General features: G+C 58.8%; 25 protein-coding genes. 10 read left to right on the top strand and 15 right to left on the bottom strand.

All coding sequences use genetic code 11. The annotated features are described in order from the left end of the window. Window positions 1–162: 162 nt before the first annotated feature. The 7 genes from BJ6T_RS06920 to BJ6T_RS06900 all read right to left on the bottom strand — a co-directional run bounded on the left by BJ6T_RS06920 (window position 163) and on the right by BJ6T_RS06900 (window position 5,386). Window positions 163–771: a DNA-binding protein gene (locus BJ6T_RS06920; RefSeq protein ID WP_014491591.1), complete on the bottom strand. Its 609-nt coding sequence runs from the start codon at window positions 769–771 to the stop codon at window positions 163–165. 137 nt (window positions 772–908) lie between these two features. Beyond that, window positions 909–1,466, bottom strand: coding sequence for a hypothetical protein (locus BJ6T_RS06915; protein ID WP_014491590.1), 558 nt, complete (start codon window positions 1,464–1,466; stop codon window positions 909–911). Window positions 1,467–1,472: 6 nt separating this feature from the next. Then, the gene (locus tag BJ6T_RS06910; RefSeq protein WP_014491589.1) at window positions 1,473–2,183 is read right to left on the bottom strand and encodes a P-loop NTPase family protein; all 711 of its coding nucleotides are present in this window, start codon (window positions 2,181–2,183) and stop codon (window positions 1,473–1,475) included. A gap of 4 nt (window positions 2,184–2,187) precedes the next feature. Further along, on the bottom strand, window positions 2,188–2,652 hold the full coding sequence (locus BJ6T_RS06905) for a hypothetical protein (protein WP_014491588.1): 465 nt from the start codon (window positions 2,650–2,652) through the stop codon (window positions 2,188–2,190). Window positions 2,653–3,083: 431 nt separating this feature from the next. Then, window positions 3,084–3,296, bottom strand: coding sequence for a hypothetical protein (locus BJ6T_RS45260; RefSeq protein ID WP_141378927.1), 213 nt, complete (start codon window positions 3,294–3,296; stop codon window positions 3,084–3,086). Between the two features lie 609 nt (window positions 3,297–3,905). After that, window positions 3,906–4,103: a hypothetical protein gene (locus tag BJ6T_RS43105; protein ID WP_014491587.1), complete on the bottom strand. Its 198-nt coding sequence runs from the start codon at window positions 4,101–4,103 to the stop codon at window positions 3,906–3,908. 866 nt (window positions 4,104–4,969) lie between these two features. After that, window positions 4,970–5,386: a response regulator gene (locus tag BJ6T_RS06900; RefSeq protein ID WP_014491586.1), complete on the bottom strand. Its 417-nt coding sequence runs from the start codon at window positions 5,384–5,386 to the stop codon at window positions 4,970–4,972. 68 nt (window positions 5,387–5,454) lie between these two features. Between BJ6T_RS06900 and BJ6T_RS06895 the strand changes: the two genes are divergently transcribed. The 4 genes from BJ6T_RS06895 (at window position 5,455) to BJ6T_RS06880 (ending at window position 8,391) form a co-directional block, all read left to right on the top strand. After that, entirely contained in the window at window positions 5,455–6,714 is a 1,260-nt protein-coding gene (locus BJ6T_RS06895) for a GAF domain-containing sensor histidine kinase (RefSeq protein ID WP_049824956.1), read from the top strand. Between the two features lie 263 nt (window positions 6,715–6,977). Next, window positions 6,978–7,178, top strand: a complete 201-nt coding sequence (locus tag BJ6T_RS06890) for a hypothetical protein (RefSeq protein ID WP_014491584.1) — start codon at window positions 6,978–6,980, stop codon at window positions 7,176–7,178. Window positions 7,179–7,437: 259 nt separating this feature from the next. After that, a complete protein-coding gene (locus BJ6T_RS06885) occupies window positions 7,438–7,674 on the top strand; it encodes a DUF6894 family protein (protein ID WP_014491583.1) in 237 nt (78 codons plus the stop codon). 477 nt (window positions 7,675–8,151) lie between these two features. Next, window positions 8,152–8,391: a DUF6894 family protein gene (locus tag BJ6T_RS06880; protein WP_014491582.1), complete on the top strand. Its 240-nt coding sequence runs from the start codon at window positions 8,152–8,154 to the stop codon at window positions 8,389–8,391. Window positions 8,392–8,451: 60 nt separating this feature from the next. Here BJ6T_RS06880 and BJ6T_RS06875 read toward each other — a convergent pair whose 3' ends face one another. Continuing rightward, complete coding sequence (locus BJ6T_RS06875) at window positions 8,452–9,261, bottom strand: transglutaminase-like domain-containing protein (RefSeq protein WP_014491581.1); 810 nt, start codon at window positions 9,259–9,261, stop codon at window positions 8,452–8,454. An 18-nt stretch (window positions 9,262–9,279) separates the two neighbouring features. Between BJ6T_RS06875 and BJ6T_RS06870 the strand changes: the two genes are divergently transcribed. The 3 genes from BJ6T_RS06870 to BJ6T_RS06860 all read left to right on the top strand — a co-directional run bounded on the left by BJ6T_RS06870 (window position 9,280) and on the right by BJ6T_RS06860 (window position 11,152). Next, window positions 9,280–9,654 carry a hypothetical protein gene (locus BJ6T_RS06870; RefSeq protein WP_014491580.1) on the top strand — a complete coding sequence of 125 codons (375 nt, stop codon included), beginning with the start codon at window positions 9,280–9,282 and terminating at the stop codon, window positions 9,652–9,654. After that, window positions 9,651–10,658 (top strand): zinc-binding metallopeptidase family protein, encoded by a 1,008-nt coding sequence (locus BJ6T_RS06865; RefSeq protein WP_028170121.1) that lies wholly within the window; start codon window positions 9,651–9,653, stop codon window positions 10,656–10,658. The genes BJ6T_RS06870 and BJ6T_RS06865 overlap by 4 nt, the downstream gene beginning before the upstream one ends. 311 nt (window positions 10,659–10,969) lie before the next feature. Beyond that, window positions 10,970–11,152: a hypothetical protein gene (locus BJ6T_RS06860; RefSeq protein WP_014491578.1), complete on the top strand. Its 183-nt coding sequence runs from the start codon at window positions 10,970–10,972 to the stop codon at window positions 11,150–11,152. A 14-nt stretch (window positions 11,153–11,166) separates the two neighbouring features. Here BJ6T_RS06860 and BJ6T_RS06855 read toward each other — a convergent pair whose 3' ends face one another. The 3 genes from BJ6T_RS06855 to BJ6T_RS06845 form a co-directional block, all read right to left on the bottom strand. Further along, a complete protein-coding gene (locus BJ6T_RS06855; RefSeq protein ID WP_014491577.1) occupies window positions 11,167–11,382 on the bottom strand; it encodes a hypothetical protein in 216 nt (71 codons plus the stop codon). 55 nt (window positions 11,383–11,437) lie between these two features. Continuing rightward, window positions 11,438–11,680: a hypothetical protein gene (locus tag BJ6T_RS06850; RefSeq protein ID WP_014491576.1), complete on the bottom strand. Its 243-nt coding sequence runs from the start codon at window positions 11,678–11,680 to the stop codon at window positions 11,438–11,440. A 96-nt stretch (window positions 11,681–11,776) separates the two neighbouring features. Then, the gene (locus BJ6T_RS06845; protein WP_014491575.1) at window positions 11,777–11,986 is read right to left on the bottom strand and encodes a cold-shock protein; all 210 of its coding nucleotides are present in this window, start codon (window positions 11,984–11,986) and stop codon (window positions 11,777–11,779) included. A 450-nt stretch (window positions 11,987–12,436) separates the two neighbouring features. Between BJ6T_RS06845 and rpsU the strand changes: the two genes are divergently transcribed. Next, window positions 12,437–12,715, top strand: coding sequence for a 30S ribosomal protein S21 (rpsU, locus tag BJ6T_RS06840; protein WP_014491574.1), 279 nt, complete (start codon window positions 12,437–12,439; stop codon window positions 12,713–12,715). Between the two features lie 495 nt (window positions 12,716–13,210). On the opposite strand, the gene BJ6T_RS06830 is transcribed toward rpsU, so the two are convergent. The 3 genes from BJ6T_RS06830 to BJ6T_RS06820 form a co-directional block, all read right to left on the bottom strand. Beyond that, window positions 13,211–13,489, bottom strand: a complete 279-nt coding sequence (locus BJ6T_RS06830) for a DUF1488 family protein (protein WP_014491573.1) — start codon at window positions 13,487–13,489, stop codon at window positions 13,211–13,213. A gap of 61 nt (window positions 13,490–13,550) precedes the next feature. Further along, window positions 13,551–13,847: a hypothetical protein gene (locus BJ6T_RS06825; protein ID WP_014491572.1), complete on the bottom strand. Its 297-nt coding sequence runs from the start codon at window positions 13,845–13,847 to the stop codon at window positions 13,551–13,553. After that, window positions 13,840–14,106, bottom strand: coding sequence for a hypothetical protein (locus BJ6T_RS06820; RefSeq protein WP_014491571.1), 267 nt, complete (start codon window positions 14,104–14,106; stop codon window positions 13,840–13,842). The genes BJ6T_RS06825 and BJ6T_RS06820 overlap by 8 nt, the downstream gene beginning before the upstream one ends. A 346-nt stretch (window positions 14,107–14,452) precedes the next feature. Between BJ6T_RS06820 and BJ6T_RS06815 the strand changes: the two genes are divergently transcribed. After that, window positions 14,453–14,800: a hypothetical protein gene (locus BJ6T_RS06815; RefSeq protein ID WP_014491570.1), complete on the top strand. Its 348-nt coding sequence runs from the start codon at window positions 14,453–14,455 to the stop codon at window positions 14,798–14,800. A gap of 114 nt (window positions 14,801–14,914) precedes the next feature. Here BJ6T_RS06815 and BJ6T_RS06810 read toward each other — a convergent pair whose 3' ends face one another. Then, window positions 14,915–15,160 (bottom strand): DUF6894 family protein, encoded by a 246-nt coding sequence (locus tag BJ6T_RS06810; RefSeq protein WP_014491569.1) that lies wholly within the window; start codon window positions 15,158–15,160, stop codon window positions 14,915–14,917. Window positions 15,161–15,435: 275 nt separating this feature from the next. Between BJ6T_RS06810 and BJ6T_RS45255 the strand changes: the two genes are divergently transcribed. Beyond that, complete coding sequence (locus BJ6T_RS45255) at window positions 15,436–15,693, top strand: hypothetical protein (protein WP_014491568.1); 258 nt, start codon at window positions 15,436–15,438, stop codon at window positions 15,691–15,693. Window positions 15,694–15,854: the final 161 nt, after the last annotated feature.

Genomic DNA, 15,854 nt, shown 5'->3' with positions numbered 1-15,854 from the left:
CAAGAATGGCAGGCGACGCCGACGCCGTAAGGCCTGAGCCGGCAGCAGCTTCCAGTAAGGTACTGATCGACGACGACTTCACCGCGATCTGTCGGTTTGACGCTCCCAGGCCGGTCCGCGTTCGGAGCTGCCGGTGGTTTTCCAAGGAGGTAGCGTTTGCGGCTACTGCGTAACCTGTGAACGTTGCAGGCAGCGCCTACGCGGCCGGTTGCTGGGCCGCGTTCTTGGTCGACTTGGACGCATCTGCGGGCGCCGCCGTAAACGCGCCAGCGTGTGGTGAAGAGAGGCGATCTCGCCCTCCATCCGTGCGGCCTCCAGCTCCCAGTCGCGGATGCGCTCGGCGCGCTGGTTAATCTGTTGGTCGCGCTCGGCGACTGTTTCCTCTAACACAGAAATGCGCTGCTGGGCCGCGGCGAGATCGGCGGCGAGGCGATCGGCCTGCTCGCCGACGCGCGCCGCGGCTGTCCGGGCTTCCGTTGCCTCTGCAACAACCCGCTCGATCTCCGCCATCGCTTGCTGCTTGGCGGAGTCCAGCGCGATGTGCCAGAGGTCGGCGGTCAGGCTGTCAACGGTAGCCGTCAACCCCGCCGGGATGGGCGGCAATTCGAGGCGCTGGTCCCGCGGCGTCCAGGTGCCGAGATGAGTTTCGATCGTGCTGTAGCTGCCGCGCTTCGTGATCTCGCGGACGGCCTTCGCCGACGGCTTGCGGCCGTCGGCATCGATCTGATCGGCGGCACCGTGGAACTCGGCACGGGTAATATACGCTGTCATGAGGTTACTCCTGAAAGGTGTAACCTGTAACGACCCTGTGCCGTTACACCGTTACACCCCTTTGCCTCCCTGCCGCCTATGCGGCCTCATGGTCCGTTGAAGCCTGTCGCAGGAGGGAAGCCACAGGGCGGGACCCGTCAGCCCTGGACGGGCTGAACGATCGACGCCGGCACCTCGAACTCCTGATAACCGGTCGTCGGCATCCAGATACGGATGACGGCGCGATCATTGTGCGAGCGGATGAGCCACCACAGCTTGCCCGGGCTCATCACTCCATCGATCAATCTCCCGTCCGGATATTGGAGAGTGACCTGGACCGGCTGCGTCACCGTGATGCCACGCGGCGTGCGGAACCAGACGACCGCGCCATAAAACGCGGCCATCGCAAAGATCGCGACGCCGGCCGGCGAGCTGAGCGATCTCAGGCCCCAGCGACGAGGCGGTCGGATCGTTTTCGGCGAGATGCGCTTGCGCGGTTTCGGCTGAGTCTCGGCGCGCAACGAGCGCGTCAAAGCGAGAGCGTCAGCCGACGTGAGAGACCGATCGGTCAGGTGGCCGAACCGCTCTTGCGGCGGCAACGCCAGCAACGCCGACAACCGCTTCGTGCTGGCGGTCTCGAACGCCCTGACCGAGGCGGTGAGCGCCGCCTCGGCCTTGGCATAGCTCTGTTTCATGCTTTCCAAGGAGGTCGTCATGGTGGCCTATCCCACCAGCCACTCGGCCGCCGGGTACACAGCGCGCATGGCTTCCAGGCGGAACTTTGCGAGGTCACGCTGGATCCGGATGGCGGGACCGATTCCGTGCACCTCACGCAGCTTCTTCGGGTTGAGCCGGTCGACGATCGCCAGACCGCCGGACTGGAGATAGTCTTCCGCCCCGTCCTCAAGGACCTGGGCATCGAGCGAGGTCAGGGTCGCACCGTCGACGTTCGCATGGAGCCAGAACGGATCGATCGGACCATGCAGCCGGTTCTCGATCACGAAGCGCGCCGACGTCCACGGCTTTGAAAGCGCCAGCAGCTTCGGCGTCTCGACCATGGCGCCGGGCTCGTTGGTCACGACCACGCAGACCCCGAATTCTGCGGCGAGCTCGGGCGCCACATCGGCCAGCATCGTGAACAGCGACACCGACGTGTTAGCACCGACGTCGATGATCGTGGGCAACGTCGCGGCCGACAATGCGTCCAGGACGGCGTCGAACTCCGCACGGGCAGCACGGCCGCCGGTACGCTCGATGGCCTCGCGGTCCGCCCGCATCTGGAAGAAGCTGACCCGTTCCGCGAGTTCGAGAAGCCGGTGGCTGGCGTCGATCTCGATGATCGGCGCGCCCTCCACCGCTTCTGCGAGTGCGCGGACGAGCGTGGTCTTGCCGACCCCGCCCTTTTCCTGGCAGCTGAAGAGAATACGCGACATCGTACTAGTCTTTCTCTGTCATCCGTTGAACGCGCTCAAAAGCAAGACGACGGATATCGTCTTCGCTCTCGGACGGCCGATCTTCGACCGCTTGCGTTTCTGCCTTAAGTTCGGATGACAGAGATAGACGCTGATTTTGCATTGCAAATTTTTGCGCCTTCGGACTCACTCCTTTCCTTGCCGTCTTCGCGGCACGCTTCTCATTCTGCAGTTCGATTTGCCGAACAAGCGCCGTCAGGCGATTGGTCGTCAAGGGAGTCTGATCTTTACCTTGGACGACACCCTGAGCGGCCAGGGCCGCCGCAATCGCGGACCACTGCACCTTGTCCTCGCGCAGCTTGTAAATTTCTGGAAGGGCCGCTCGGATCGCCCTCGTCGTTCCCGTCGTTTCACGACTGGATCGCGACTTCGATCGCTCGTTCTGCAGTCTTGAAGCATCAGCGCGGAGGCGCTTGATATCTAAGGTCATGCGTCATGACCTAGGCTTTCAGGGCCTAACTAGCGAGAACTAGAGTTGCTAGTGTTTACCAGTCCGTTTACCATTAAAAAACTAGTAAAAATTTCGGCACACCTGTGCACCATGAGGTGCTTTACCCGTGGCTTGAAACGGATCGGTCGCCTACCTTGAACGACGACGATACGAGCGACGTCAGCCTTGTGCCGATGGAGGCGCCCCGGCAGCCCAATATATGGCGATGCGCCGATAGCAAACCCAAACATCTGTCAGAGAGTCATCGCTTGGGACAAAGGGAATAAAAAACGCCGCCCGCTTAAATAAAGCGCAGGCGGCGGATCACCAGCCCCGGGAGGGTGAGAGTAAAATCCCGATAAAGGTTAGTCCCGACGTGTCGCCCTAAGGTTCATCGGCATCGAGTGGCAACGCCCGAGGTCAAAGATAATTCAAGAATCGGCAGGTCGCAGACCGAGCGTATTTGATCGAAGCTGCTTTTCCCTGAGCCATTGGATGATGGCACGTTGAGCTGCGATGATAGCCTCTGCTCGATTGAAGCCGATGCCTGTTTTCGATGACCGACCGGCTCGCTCAAACGACCATTTCCAGCCAGGTGGATTGATCGTTTGAACCACCGTATACTCAATACCCTGATGTTCCATGCACCGTCATCGCTCTGCGACGAATCAACACGTTAGACAGCGAGAAACGCTGATCAATCAGCGTCGCTTGAAGTCTTCTCTGAACGATCGACTCGAACTTCCCTAAACTCCGCGGGCCCGTCGAGAAGACGCTGCTTGCGAATCTGGTGCTCCTGCGAGCTCGCGGAGCTGTCGGCCCTGTCATCCAGCACCGCACCCGCCAAACGAAGGGCTCGCCTTCGTTGGCGGCCCGTCCGACGACCTCTTGCATCCTCGTTCGTCATCAAATTGGACCCTCAAATTGGAGCGCGCATGATCGGACACGCCGCTCGGTCGGCGAAGTCTCAGCAACCGCGGCATATGTTCTTCAGCTTTGCGGCGGTTCGGGCCTCTTCCGCAACGAATGGGTCCTTGTAACCTGACGACGAGGCACTATCGGTTTCGGCGGGCTTCTTGGCCTTTGGCGGAAACGCCGCATCGTAACAGGAGAGGCGGGCACTGGTGCTCTCGATCGCGCTGCAATTCGGTTCCGCTACGGAAGCGGCTAACGCAGATGTGCTTAATCCCGACGCGAGCAGGAGCGCCGCCGTCCGCATACCGGATCGAGTTCTGCTCATACTGAAGGTTCCGTCACGATCCACCTTTGTTGACCCAAGAAGGACGCTCGCCGGTCCAGATTGGAAGAGCATCCCACTCCGAGCAGCGCATCCGGCGCTCCTCACCTCCGACGCTCACGAAAACAAAAGGCGCATCGTCCCGGCCTGTTTTCGAGCCAACGAAAATTGCCGGAACGCCGTAGGCATCCCTGATGATTGCAGTGTTTGCCATTATCGGCTCCCATTGGCCCAAACTTGCTCCAGGCATTCGATTTGCATTTTGAACGCATGGTGACTGAACCGCTTGCAGCTACAGAATAGCCACAACCGCAATCAGCAGTGCGAGGAAGACCGGCACCAATAGCGGCGGCACAAGCCACTCACGGATTTCGAATTTGTAGATTTTGACATTCTACCGCCTTCACTGGGTTGAGGCGGGAGCGCAAAGCTCTCAGTCACCGATAACAGCCACTAAGCGCGCGGTGATACCCATCCTATAGCAGTCTTCTTACCACCGAGCCAGATCAATCTTGGCCCATTGCTGCCGAAAGTAGATTGGCAGTCGATTGCGTCTCCGGATCGGGCGGGTTCACCTCCAAAAAACGGCGGTAACCATCAACACGACCGGGATAGTCCCGAGTACGATCACGCCTATGCGGAAGCCAATTTCCGCCAAACATTGGGAGCTCCCGCCAAGGCAAAAGTGCAAGCCGTCCTTCTGACCCGGTTGGACGCTTTAAGCACGCTGCATGATTGACCATAGTCGAAACCTTCGCGGGCGCCGCGTCGAAATCGAAACACAGCGCCTTCAAACGCGGGCCCTTTACCCGCGAACACTCTGGTCATTCTGCTCGGTTACACCCCGATGGAACTTTCAATCGGGCCGTCACCCGCAGCTCAACGCACCTTGACAGCTCCTTCACTCGAAAGAGAGCCAATTTCGAGTAGTCAGTGGACAAATGCGTCTCCCTTGCCCGTCGGAGATGACAACGTCCGGCGCTGGTGCTGGCCCGTGCGCACGCGAACCACTCGACAGGCGCTTCTACTGTTCCAGGTACTTCCATCGCTGGCGCGTGTGACGCAACGGACGGCTGGCCATCATCCGGTGAGAGCATGGAGATGCTGGTCGAGTTGCCTTTGCACATAGGGCTTGGCCAGGAAGCGGGCTCCGGCGGGAAGATCCTCGACGGCAGGTTCTACCTGGCCCGAAGTGACCAGCAGTGCGATCGGAGGCCAACGGTTGCGAACAATGGCTAGAAGTCCCATGCCGTCCATCGAGCCGGGCATCTGAATATCGGTAAATACGATCGCGATGTCGGTGGTGGTCTCCAAAAGCTCGATTGCATGATCCGCATCCACGGCCTCGACGACCTCAAAACCCAGCTCGCGCACCATCTCAGCCGCGCTCAGACGAATGAGAAACTCGTCTTCGACTATCAACACAAGGAATTTGTGAGCCACCGAATGGGGGTACTTTACTCTAGAGGTCGACAGGTAACTCCCGCCGCCTAGCATTGTTCCGCGAACGTTTCACCTCTTCGGGCGTTGGTCTTGGAACCGGAATGCTCCCTGATTATAGTTCAATGATGACTGACCTCAGCGCCGACATCACTGCTGTTCAGCAGATCAACGCTGTTCCCAAAATTTTGGATGCTGTAACCCGAATCACGGGCATGGGCTTTGTAGCGGTTGCCAGAGTGACCAGCGATCGGTGGTTGTGCTGTGCCGTTCGTGACAGCATCGATTTCGGCCTCGTGGAAGGGAGCGAGCTTCGCGTCGAAACGACGATCTGCAATGAGATTCGCGACCATGGCGAACTCGTTGTCATCGATGACGTCGAGACGGATGCCGAATTTTGCAACCACCCAACGCCGCGCATGTATGGTTTCAGGAGCTACATCTCGGCTCCGATCAAGCGTGCGAACGGAGAGATTTGGGGCACGCTTTGCGCGATTGATCCGCGACCACGAGAAATAGATCGACCTGAGATCGTCGATAGCGTTCGGCTCTTTGGGGAATTGATCGCTGCGCAGCTCGATCTCAACGAGCGCATCGAGCGCTCTCAAGCCGACCTTGCCGCGAGGTCGGAGAGCCTGCTGGCCAGTGAGGTGGGGCGGCAGTCTGCCGAAGCGGATCTGAAAAGCATTCGAGCCGATCTGCTTGATGAACGAAAGACGTCGGAGCTGCGGGAGCAGTTTATCGGCGTCTTAGGACACGACCTCCGCAATCCGCTGGCGTCAATAGCCGGCGGCATGCGCGTTCTCCTCAAAGATGCGAATAGCGAGCGAGCGCCCGACATCGCGGCATCAATCCAGAAGTCCGTGATGCGAATGGCGGGTCTGGTGGACAACATCATGGATTTTGCCCGCGGCCGCCTCGGCGGCGGATTGACGATCAGGCCCGACGCAAACGAGCCACTGACCCCCGTGATCGAACACGTTGTCAACGAAATGCGTCTGGCGTGGCCAGACCTTAACATCGAGACCGACATTGCCCTAAACGAGCCGGTCCGATGCGACCGCATCAAGATCAGCCAATTGTTCTCCAATTTACTCGGGAATGCGATCACCTATGGTGACATCGACAAGCCAATCATTGTTTTTGCGAAGACGGGGGATGGAAGATTTACCCTCAGGGTGACGAACTACGGTACACCGATCTCGGATAAGGCGATGCAAAGCCTGTTTCTGCCGTACACCCGCGGCGACCGTCCCAGCCAGCAAGGCTTAGGTCTCGGCCTCTACATCGCATCCGAGATTGCGCGAGCCCATGACGGGACGCTTAAGGCTGTCTCGAGCGGCAAAGAAACGGTTTTTGAGTTCAGCATGCCTGCAACGACTTAGGCCGCTCTTGCGAGTAAACAGAGTAGATTGAGTAAGTGGCTCAAGACACCAAAGACGCTTTCTGTATCGGCCTGTCGGCGAGCCGAATCTCGATGCATTGAATGGAGAGCCGCTGTGTGCGGCTTGCGTCAGATTTTTTTCGGTCACGTTGATCTTTGTTATGGTTCGAACCTATCTGTTCTGTAGCGTTATATTCACCGTAAGCCCGCGGCTTTGCCCGGAGCAGATCGCCAGTTGTCGGCATCAACTTGGAGATGAACGCTATGCAGAAGCGACGTCGTTTCAAACAACAACTCACGTTGCAGGAGCGACTAACAGCGTGGTCCAAAGAGGTTCTTGACCAGGCCGCCAAGCTCCCGCCGGGACCAGAAAGGGATGCGCTGATCAAGAAGGCCCGTCAGGCCGATGTCGCCTGCCACCTGGATGAATGGGCGCATTCGCCGGAATTACAGCTACCGGTCTGATAGTCTTGTCGTCGGAACAATCCATTGACCAAGTCAGGTGATGGTGGTCGATGCCCGATGGCTCGAATTCGATTCTGAGGCGCTTACGGAGGCAGCCTGTCCAAGTTGCCGCTGCTTAGACCCGGCTGGCCCCGGAATCTCTGGCAACCAAGTTAGAGCTGGCGTATTGTCTTCCGATCACCGGCCGAGGCTTGTCCCGTAGGCGTCGGTGACTGAGAGACCGAGAGCGCTCCCGCCTGCACGGAAGTGGAGTGCTCTTATGGAACGCTATTTCTTTGACATCCAGAGTGGCCGCGAGTTTTTCGCCGACGAGGAAGGACTACGACTGCCCAATCAGAAGGCTGCTGAAGTTGAAGCGATGCAAACGCTGACGGGGATCGCCAGAGAGTCCGTGTTCAAAGGCAGTCGTCCAGATTTGGCGGTTGAAGTGCGCTCGATGACTGAACGGCTTTTCTGCGTATCGATCGTCTATCGAAGTGAGAGCACGAAACATTGAGGCTGCCTGTGAGAACAGACGCCTCCATCTCGACTGGGTCTCCGGCTCCAGTTGGAGTACTCGACTAGCCGTGAGGCTGTCCAAAAACATTTCTTCAATCATGTCTGGTCGGAGCGCCTTCGAGCACATATATCAAGGTCGTCACCGCCCCACCCGAGGCAACCATCGGTGATGAGAACGCCTGTCGCGCTCCCGCCCATTCAAGGGAGAAAGCCGTGCAGGTTCGTAGCGAGTCTCAATCTTCGACATTCGAATACCGTCTCACTCAAGAGGCGATCAATTTGCGCCAGCAGGCTCAAGAGATGCCTGTTTGCGTCCGGCGCGCCGAACTACTTCAGAAGGCCCGGCAGATCGATGTTGCCCTGGAGGTGAACAGGTGGCTCAGTTCTCCGGGACTTCAGCCGCCAATGTAATTCGAATCCTGGATCGGCTTGCGGACCTCTCGCGCTGGCGCAGACATCTTTCCAACAGGCGCTCATGATGATCCGATATTTCTTCGATATCAGAGACGATCGGGAACTGTACCCGGACGAAGACGGAATAGAGTTTTCAACGCAACGTGAGGCCGAGATGGAGGCGGCTCACACATTGGCGGGACTGGCCCGCGATTTGGCCGGTGAGGAAAACCGGCCGGACGTTGCTATCGAGGTTCGAACGGAAGCCGGGCACGTATTTCAAGCCGCGTTGACCTTCGAAGCGAATAAGGCCGGGCAATAGTTCTGTCTTTCGCGGTTCCGGGGATTCGATATGGACCGTCGCATTGCAGCCCTTTTGCGATCAGCCGGTGAGTTCGTCGGCCCAAACCTTGAAACTTAGCAACGTGTTGGGTCCGAATGTCTGGGTGATCGGAACGTCGGCGGCATCGCGGCCCTGCGCGATTAGGACGCGACCAATCCGCGGAATGTTGTTACGTGGATCGAACGTGTACCAGCGACCACCGATATAGGCTTCGCACCAGCCCGCGAAATCGCCGGCGGCATATGGAGGCGCCATGCCGATGTCACCGAGATAGCCGGTGCAGTAGCGCGCAGGAATGTTCATGCAGCGGCAGAACGCTATAGCCAGATGTGCATAGTCCCGGCAAACGCCTTTGCCTTCGTTGAACACTTCCCAGGCGGTCTTGGTCGGGCGGGCGTGCTCGTAGCCGAAAGCAATGTGGTTATGCACGAAGTCGCAGATCGCCTTGACCCGTGCCCAACCGGACGCGGTCTTCTCGAACAACTTCCACGCCACGTCGGTAAGTCGGTCAGTCTCGACATACCGACTGCCGAGCAAATATACGATGGTGTCCGACGGAAGATCTTCCACTGCGTGCTGTTGGGCCGATGGTACGATCACGTCGGGTAGACCGCTGTCTCGGACTGTGCCGTCCGCTGAGAGGCGCATGCGGCCGGCTGGCGCGACAAGACGACTGCACCAATTCCCGAAACCGTCGCGGTAGGGCGTGATCGGCACCGACGGCTCGCTGACAAGATGATCGGGCAGGACAATGTCGGATGCCCGTGTGAAGTGAGTGCCGACAACTGCGATAAGAGGGGTCGGTTGCGGAAAGTCGTAGATCATCTCGAAGCCGACGCGGATCTTCATGGAAGTAGCTCCAAAGAGATGATCGCGATCGTTACGAACCCCCATTTGGGCATCGTCACCGATGAAGGCTGCGAGCGCTCGGGTGTGGACAGTATGCCATCGCTGTCCCGACCGCCAGCCGTATGCTCGATTGAGTGGAGAACATCCGCCCAGCGCCTGACCGGAACCCGTTTCAAACTGAAGGCTTTGTTGAAGATGAAAATGCGATCCGGAGTCACGCCCATGTCCATTCAACCCACGCAAGACTGGAGGGCGCGGCCTGTATCTGAGATGGCCTCTTACCAGGGCGCGCGTCGAACCGTGAGCGAGGTTGATGCTGATATTCTGAGGAAGCGCGCGTTGAAGAAGCAACGTGCGTTGATCGACACCCTCAATGGTCGTGCGCCATCATGAGAGATTTCAAATGTCCTCATTGCGGGCAACTATCGGCCTTCGAGCTCTCCAAATGCAACGGCTGCATGCAGCCGTTGATCTTCGATCCCGAGAATATGGCGATGATCGGTGCGGAAAGTGCTCTTGAATGCGTCAATCGGAATATCATCGGTTGCAACTGGTGCGCGGTTTCCACGACTTCCTACTGCATGTCCTGCTCCCTGACCCATGTCATTCCCGCCACACAGAATCCCCGTAACGTAGCCCTTTGGAAGCGCGTGGAGGAAGCCAAGCGCAGGCTGATCTACGACCTGAGACGGCTTCGCGTGCCGATCGCGTTCGCGGGTGGATTTCGCCTGGCATTCGAGATTCTCTCGGACGAGCATGGGCCGGTCCTGACCGGTCACGAATCCGGCCTGATAACGCTCAACCTTGCGGAGGCCGATGACGTACAACGCGAGATCAGGCGTGTTTCCTTTCGCGAACCCTATCGCACCCTGCTTGGTCACTTTCGACACGAGATAGGGCACTTTTACTGGAATGCCCTGATCCACGAAGCGGGTTTTCGAGCGCCGTTTCGGCGGGTGTTTGGCGACGAGACAGAGAACTACCAGGCTGCGCTTGCCTATTATTATGCCCGTCAGGATTGGTCTTGCGATCCGGCGAGTCACATTAGCATGTATGCGACGTCTCATCCCTGGGAGGATTGGGCAGAGACTTTCGCTCACTTCCTGCACATCGTCTCGACCCTGGATTCCCTGGCAGGACTTCCGTTGTCGTTGGACGCGCGCGGAAAGCACACGCTGAATGACCCGTATCTGGAAAGCGATTTCGGTGCGCTCCTTGAGTTGTGGACCCCGCTCGCTCTGACGATCAACCGCCTCAACCGCTCACTTGGCCTTGCCGACGCGTACCCGTTCGACATTTCACCCGCAGTCGAGGGCAAACTGCACTTGGTGCATATGGCGGTTACCGCCTTCAGGAATCGGCAAGGAAACGCGCACACAACGCCGATGATGTGCTAACCTGAGTTCTGGTGGAAGCGCTTAGCTCGTGAGCGGCGCCACACTTGGTTGTCATTTTAGCTGAACGTCTGGCAGACGAGCGGCGGCGTGGGCTTCGGCTCGCCCCTCGGGAACATGCGTCCCGCGAAAGCGTTGATAACTATAGGCAGCGTCCGCTTGCCGTTGTTCGACAACGCGCTGAGACCTCGCGAAAGATCTGGCGCAAAGCGGAGCGTTCACGCTGATCCGCTCCCGGCAAATATCGCTTGGGCTGTCATGGCGAATATCCGAGCCCCAGACCGGCGCTGATCCAATTCCTGGAGATCAAAATGATGAAAAACGAAGCGAAGGCTGCCCGGCATCTGCGGGAGGCGAACAACGCGTTCAAATTGGTGCGAACAGAAAAACCAATGACCGATTACGCGAAAGATCAGCAATCCCTGCACGATAATCACGAGCGTCTGAAGGCGGCCCGATTGGCGCGTGAAGCCAAGCCGAAAGACTCCCGGGCATAATCGTCGCTCTCGATTTAGAGCATCGAGAGCACGACGATTCCGTTTTCGAGCTCGCCGGAGGCGAGCCGCGCACGGGCTATATGCTCGAATTCTTTTCGATATTTGTGAAGATAACTGAAGGCCTGCTTGTCGGTCTGAAACGTCGTTGTAAGCCTGCACATCTGCCGTGCTGCGCCAAGCGCAAGCATGAAAGTGATCGTTCCCCCGCCGTCTGCTTTGACTCTAGGCATCCACCCAGCCCGTGCAATTCGGTTTCACGATGATGCCGTGCGATCGCGAGTTCGACTATCGCGCCGACCTGTTTTTGCGCTTCGTCGGTGCGGGCGCAGGCAGCGATGCCCGAAACGCGATGTCGGCAACTTCCTTGGCCTCACGCAGCTCGCGGAGGCGCGCCATGTTCTTTCGCACCTCGATGGCCTGCCGTTCCGCGTCAGCCAATGCCCGCGCGCCGTCTTCAGCGGCCAATCGCTTGCGGTTCGAGCGCGCGATGCCTTCGGGCGACGGCTCTGCCGATTTCCTGGCGATCATCCTCAACCCGCATTATGAAAAACAAAACCCGCTCCATCCGAAGATCGAGCGGGCAGCCTGCCGTTTCAGTACATCCGTGAAAGCGACGTCGACAAATCAAGCCAGCGAGAGGTTTTCGGCGCTCACTTTGCCGCGCATCTTGTCGGTCTTGGCCTCAAAGTTAACCTTTTGGCCCTCGGCGAGACCCGCAAGGCCAGCCCGTTCGACCGCGCTGATGTGAACGAACACATCATTGCTGCCGTCGGTCGGCTGGATAAATCCAAAGCCTTTTTGGCCGTTGAACCACTTAACAGTACCTGTCGTCATTTTCATTCTCCAAAGCGCACGAGCGCGCATCGCGTGACGAGCACGCGATTACTTCAACTTCGTCGATGTCTTTGGAAAAGGAGCCCGCGGGCGCGTTCAACAAGGCACAGCGGCTAATCGAATTTCTTTAATATATATCATTTTCGGCTTTTTGCAAGGCAACACTCAAAATTGTTTCCGAGAGCGCTGCTACACGAGCGCGTGTGGGCGAACGTTCCTTTGCGATCGAGGGGCTCCAAACGACGTGTGGGAACGGCTCTATCCATTGACAGCGCGGCTGACAGTGGTCACGTTGCTCTACCGAACTTGATTGCCGTGACGCATAGACCGGCTTGTTCGAGGCCGGCGGAAGAAGACGCCGTCACTCCCATCATCGCAATCGCCACGAGACTCCTGCGCAATTGGCTGCATGCAGGACTTGCGCATTCGCAGCCCAGCGAGGAATGTCAATTGCAGGTACTTGTTCGCGACAACAATGTCGACCAGGCCCTTCGTGTTCTGAAGAAGAAGATGCAACGCGAGGGTGTCTTTCGCGAAATGAAGCAGCGGCGCTCATACGAAAAGCCTTCCGAAAGAAAGACGCGCGAAAAATCCGAGGCTATTCGCCGGGCCCGTAAGCTCGCTCGGAAGCAGGCCATCAGGGAAGGTTTGCTGCCGGCGCCCCCGAAGAAGAAGCTTCCCGAGCGCAAGCCTCCCTTGCCGCAGATCGCCGGCAAGGAGCGCGCGTAACGGGAATGCGCGTAGAGGAACGTTATTGCCATAGATTAATTGCCATGGTGGTTGCGCCGAGTTCGACGCAGCAAAAGCGGGGGTGCGTAGCTGCCAGATTTCAGTCGCGGTCTGTAATCCAGGAGATCGAGATGACGAAGACGGGCACGAGTGATCATCGCATTCTGACCCAACGCGCGCGTGCCGCTCACCTGGCTGGCAAAGTTATAGACGAGAGGGCGGACAATTCTGCGAATGGCGATGATCAAGCGATGCGAAGGCAGCGTTTGATCGAGGGACCATCGGAGTTCAGGGCCGTCCGCGTCGATCGTTCAAGAAAAACTATTGATCGTTAACTGGCCTTCAGTCGCTTACGGGTTCCTTGCGACGTCCAGAACGCATCGACGTTGTCTTGAGCATCGGCCTGTCCGTCGCTGCTGGGCGAGTTATCGGGCGCCGGGGCCAACTTGTGAAGAATTCGCCTAAACGATTCCCAGATCACGACATGGCATGTTGTTAGGTTCTGAAATCGATGCCGCGCAGCACGATACCCCGAGGATCTCCTTCAAGTTCCGTCGCTCGATACTTGCTGGCGGCGCGGGCCTCGATGCGGTCGCGTAGGCGGACGAATTGGGCTTCGCGCTGCTCGGGGCGGACCTGCGGGCCGCGCTCAAGGTAGTCCATCGCGGTGGTCGAGATCGCGCAGGGAATTTCCTTACCGCCGTCCTGCATCGAGAACAGCACGATCATCCGGTCATATTCGTGGCCGATGTAGCGACCGCTCGTGAGCGTCATGGCTTCCTCCTTTAAGTGACCGTTGCTGGCACGATCGCGCGTGCGGAGAGTTGCTCTGCCGTCAGTCCTCGCCCGAGAGCCGGACGAAGTCGTCGAGCAACGACGCGACCAGCGCCCGGTGCCTCGTATCCTCGGCGGGCAGGCTCGCGGCATAGAGGTTGAGCAGGTGCCGCGCCTTGACCGCAGCCTCCGGCCAGGAAGCGGCGGGCACCGTCATCATGCGGTGTTCAAGTTCGGCCTCCCGCTCACGCAATTCCCTGACATGGGCCTCGACGTCTGCCAGCGCGCGGCGCAGATCGGTAGCCTTCTGCGCAGCCATGCCGCGATGCTTGTCGAGATCTACGGGATGGTCAGTCATGCGCGGCGCTCGCATCCGCAGCCTGCGCATTGGCGAGATCGACTGAGCCGATCGAGAGCATCTCCATTGAGTCGCGAACGCCTTCCGCCGGCACCATAATCATCGTCGCGATGCGGCGATAGGCCGAGAAGGTGAGACTCTCGATCGTTTCTTCATCAGTGATGACCTCGTAGGCGCCGGCGGGCAGCAGCCGCTCGATGCCGCGGATTCGGAACGGATGTCTGAACGTGACGGTCTCTCGCCGTGAGCGGATGGTCATGCACGCCTGCCTTTTTGCAAGAGGGGCCCTAACCGACCGACAGCGACGACCATGCGCCCGTCATTGAGCAATAGCCAGCACATTCGCCATTGCCGCGCGCTGACGTCGCAGTGCAGCCTTGCCCGAACTGCGTTTTAGCACTCGCTATTGGCGCCTCGCAGGCGTAGGGTTGTCGCATCACCGCACTTCTCAACGGCATCGACCGGTGACTGAGGGTCACGTGCGCTCCCGCCGACAGAGTTGCAGGAGCGCTCGATGTCGCGTTTTCGCGCCTCGGAATGGATGGTCCCGCCGGTGATCGTTCCGTTATTCCTTTTGCTTCTGGTGTGTGCTGCGGCCATCCTCAATGGCTAAGGCAACGCGCGTGCCTTACCTGGTCATGGGGACCAACGAATATGGCAGCGCCAATCTCGGCCGTGGCAGCGCGATCGTTGCACTGCGGCTCGCGCGAAAGCTGCTGCGCGACGGTTACATGGATGTCCGCGTCTGCACGCCTCGCGGGCGCATCCTGCAGTCGGACGAACTGAAAGAACTTGAACCCCAACAGGAGATGGACGTCATGGCCAAGGGACAGCAACGCGGCAATCGCGAAGCCAAGAAGCCGAAGAAGGAAAAAGCCAAGGTGATCGCAGCACAGCCCAGCCGGAAAGAGGTCGCCTGGCAGCCGGATTTCGGGTCGGCAAAAAAGAGGTAGGCGGCGCAGTCAAGCGTGAGGCGGACGCTTGACCGCTATTGCGGCGCGACGAGGGGCCACCTCATGGATGCTCGAAGGTGGATCGAGGAGCAACGCCGGCACCCATAGGCCCTGTCACTGTTGCCGCCCTCCGTCGCCAAATTCGAACCCCACATGCATCACGGGACCGGCGTCGTCCCGTACCGCAATTGCCATATGGCGCTTTGAAGAACTGCCAGATTCATACGTCGCATCCCGTGCCATGTCGGCCAATGACTTTGCCGCCTCAACCTGCGCCGCCCGAAAGTCAGCAAGTTCCAGACCTTCCTCGTCAAGGAACAGGCCGTCATCGTCGACGAGATCGAAATAGTACCGGGTCATGACGCACTCCGGAGACAGACGGGAGTTCCATGTGCCAGCGACCGATGCCCCTTGTGCAGCCTCGATCGGTGATGGAGGACAAGAGATGTGGCAGAAAATGGTTGCTGGTCCGACGGCCCGCACGAGGATCTCAAAGTCCGCTGTCTAGCCTGGCACACCTGCGTAAGCTGCACGGCAGCCTTCGGGTGACTATCACTGCGTCGACTGCGTTGCGTGGAAGGCGATCGTTGTTGTTAGCTCCGCGCTGGGGTCGAAGATAGATCGGACAACAACGGGTGATCGTGCTATCGGCATTGATGGAAAAGATCTTGGTGGTCGGCGCGATCCTCTTCTTGTCATCCAGTGCTAATGTTCGAGCGGCCGAGCAAGCGCCTGCTGCAACAGAAATGTCAATTCGCGACCAGATCAAGGCCGCACGCGCTAAAGATGTATTGGAAGAGAAATCAGCATCGGTTGCGCGCCCATGGGATCGTGACGCGTCCGGCAAACGCCCATGGGATACCGCGAAACCGACTGAGCCTGTGAAGCGGTGAAATACCTTGGCGCAGCGTGCGGCCCCGAGGTGAAGCCTGTCGAGCATTCTTCTACTGTTTTGTTTGCCGGTTGGGGCGCCATTTGCTGAGATTGATCAAGCTCACGTTGGCAGCAGCCATTGCGCTCGCGCTGCTTCCCCATGCCGTGAGATACTATGCTT

This window comes from Bradyrhizobium japonicum USDA 6 (genome assembly GCF_000284375.1).
GTDB lineage: Bacteria > Pseudomonadota > Alphaproteobacteria > Rhizobiales > Xanthobacteraceae > Bradyrhizobium > Bradyrhizobium japonicum.
The sequence above is the reverse complement of the archived record's forward strand: the minus strand, read 5'-3'. Positions and strand labels throughout refer to the sequence as shown.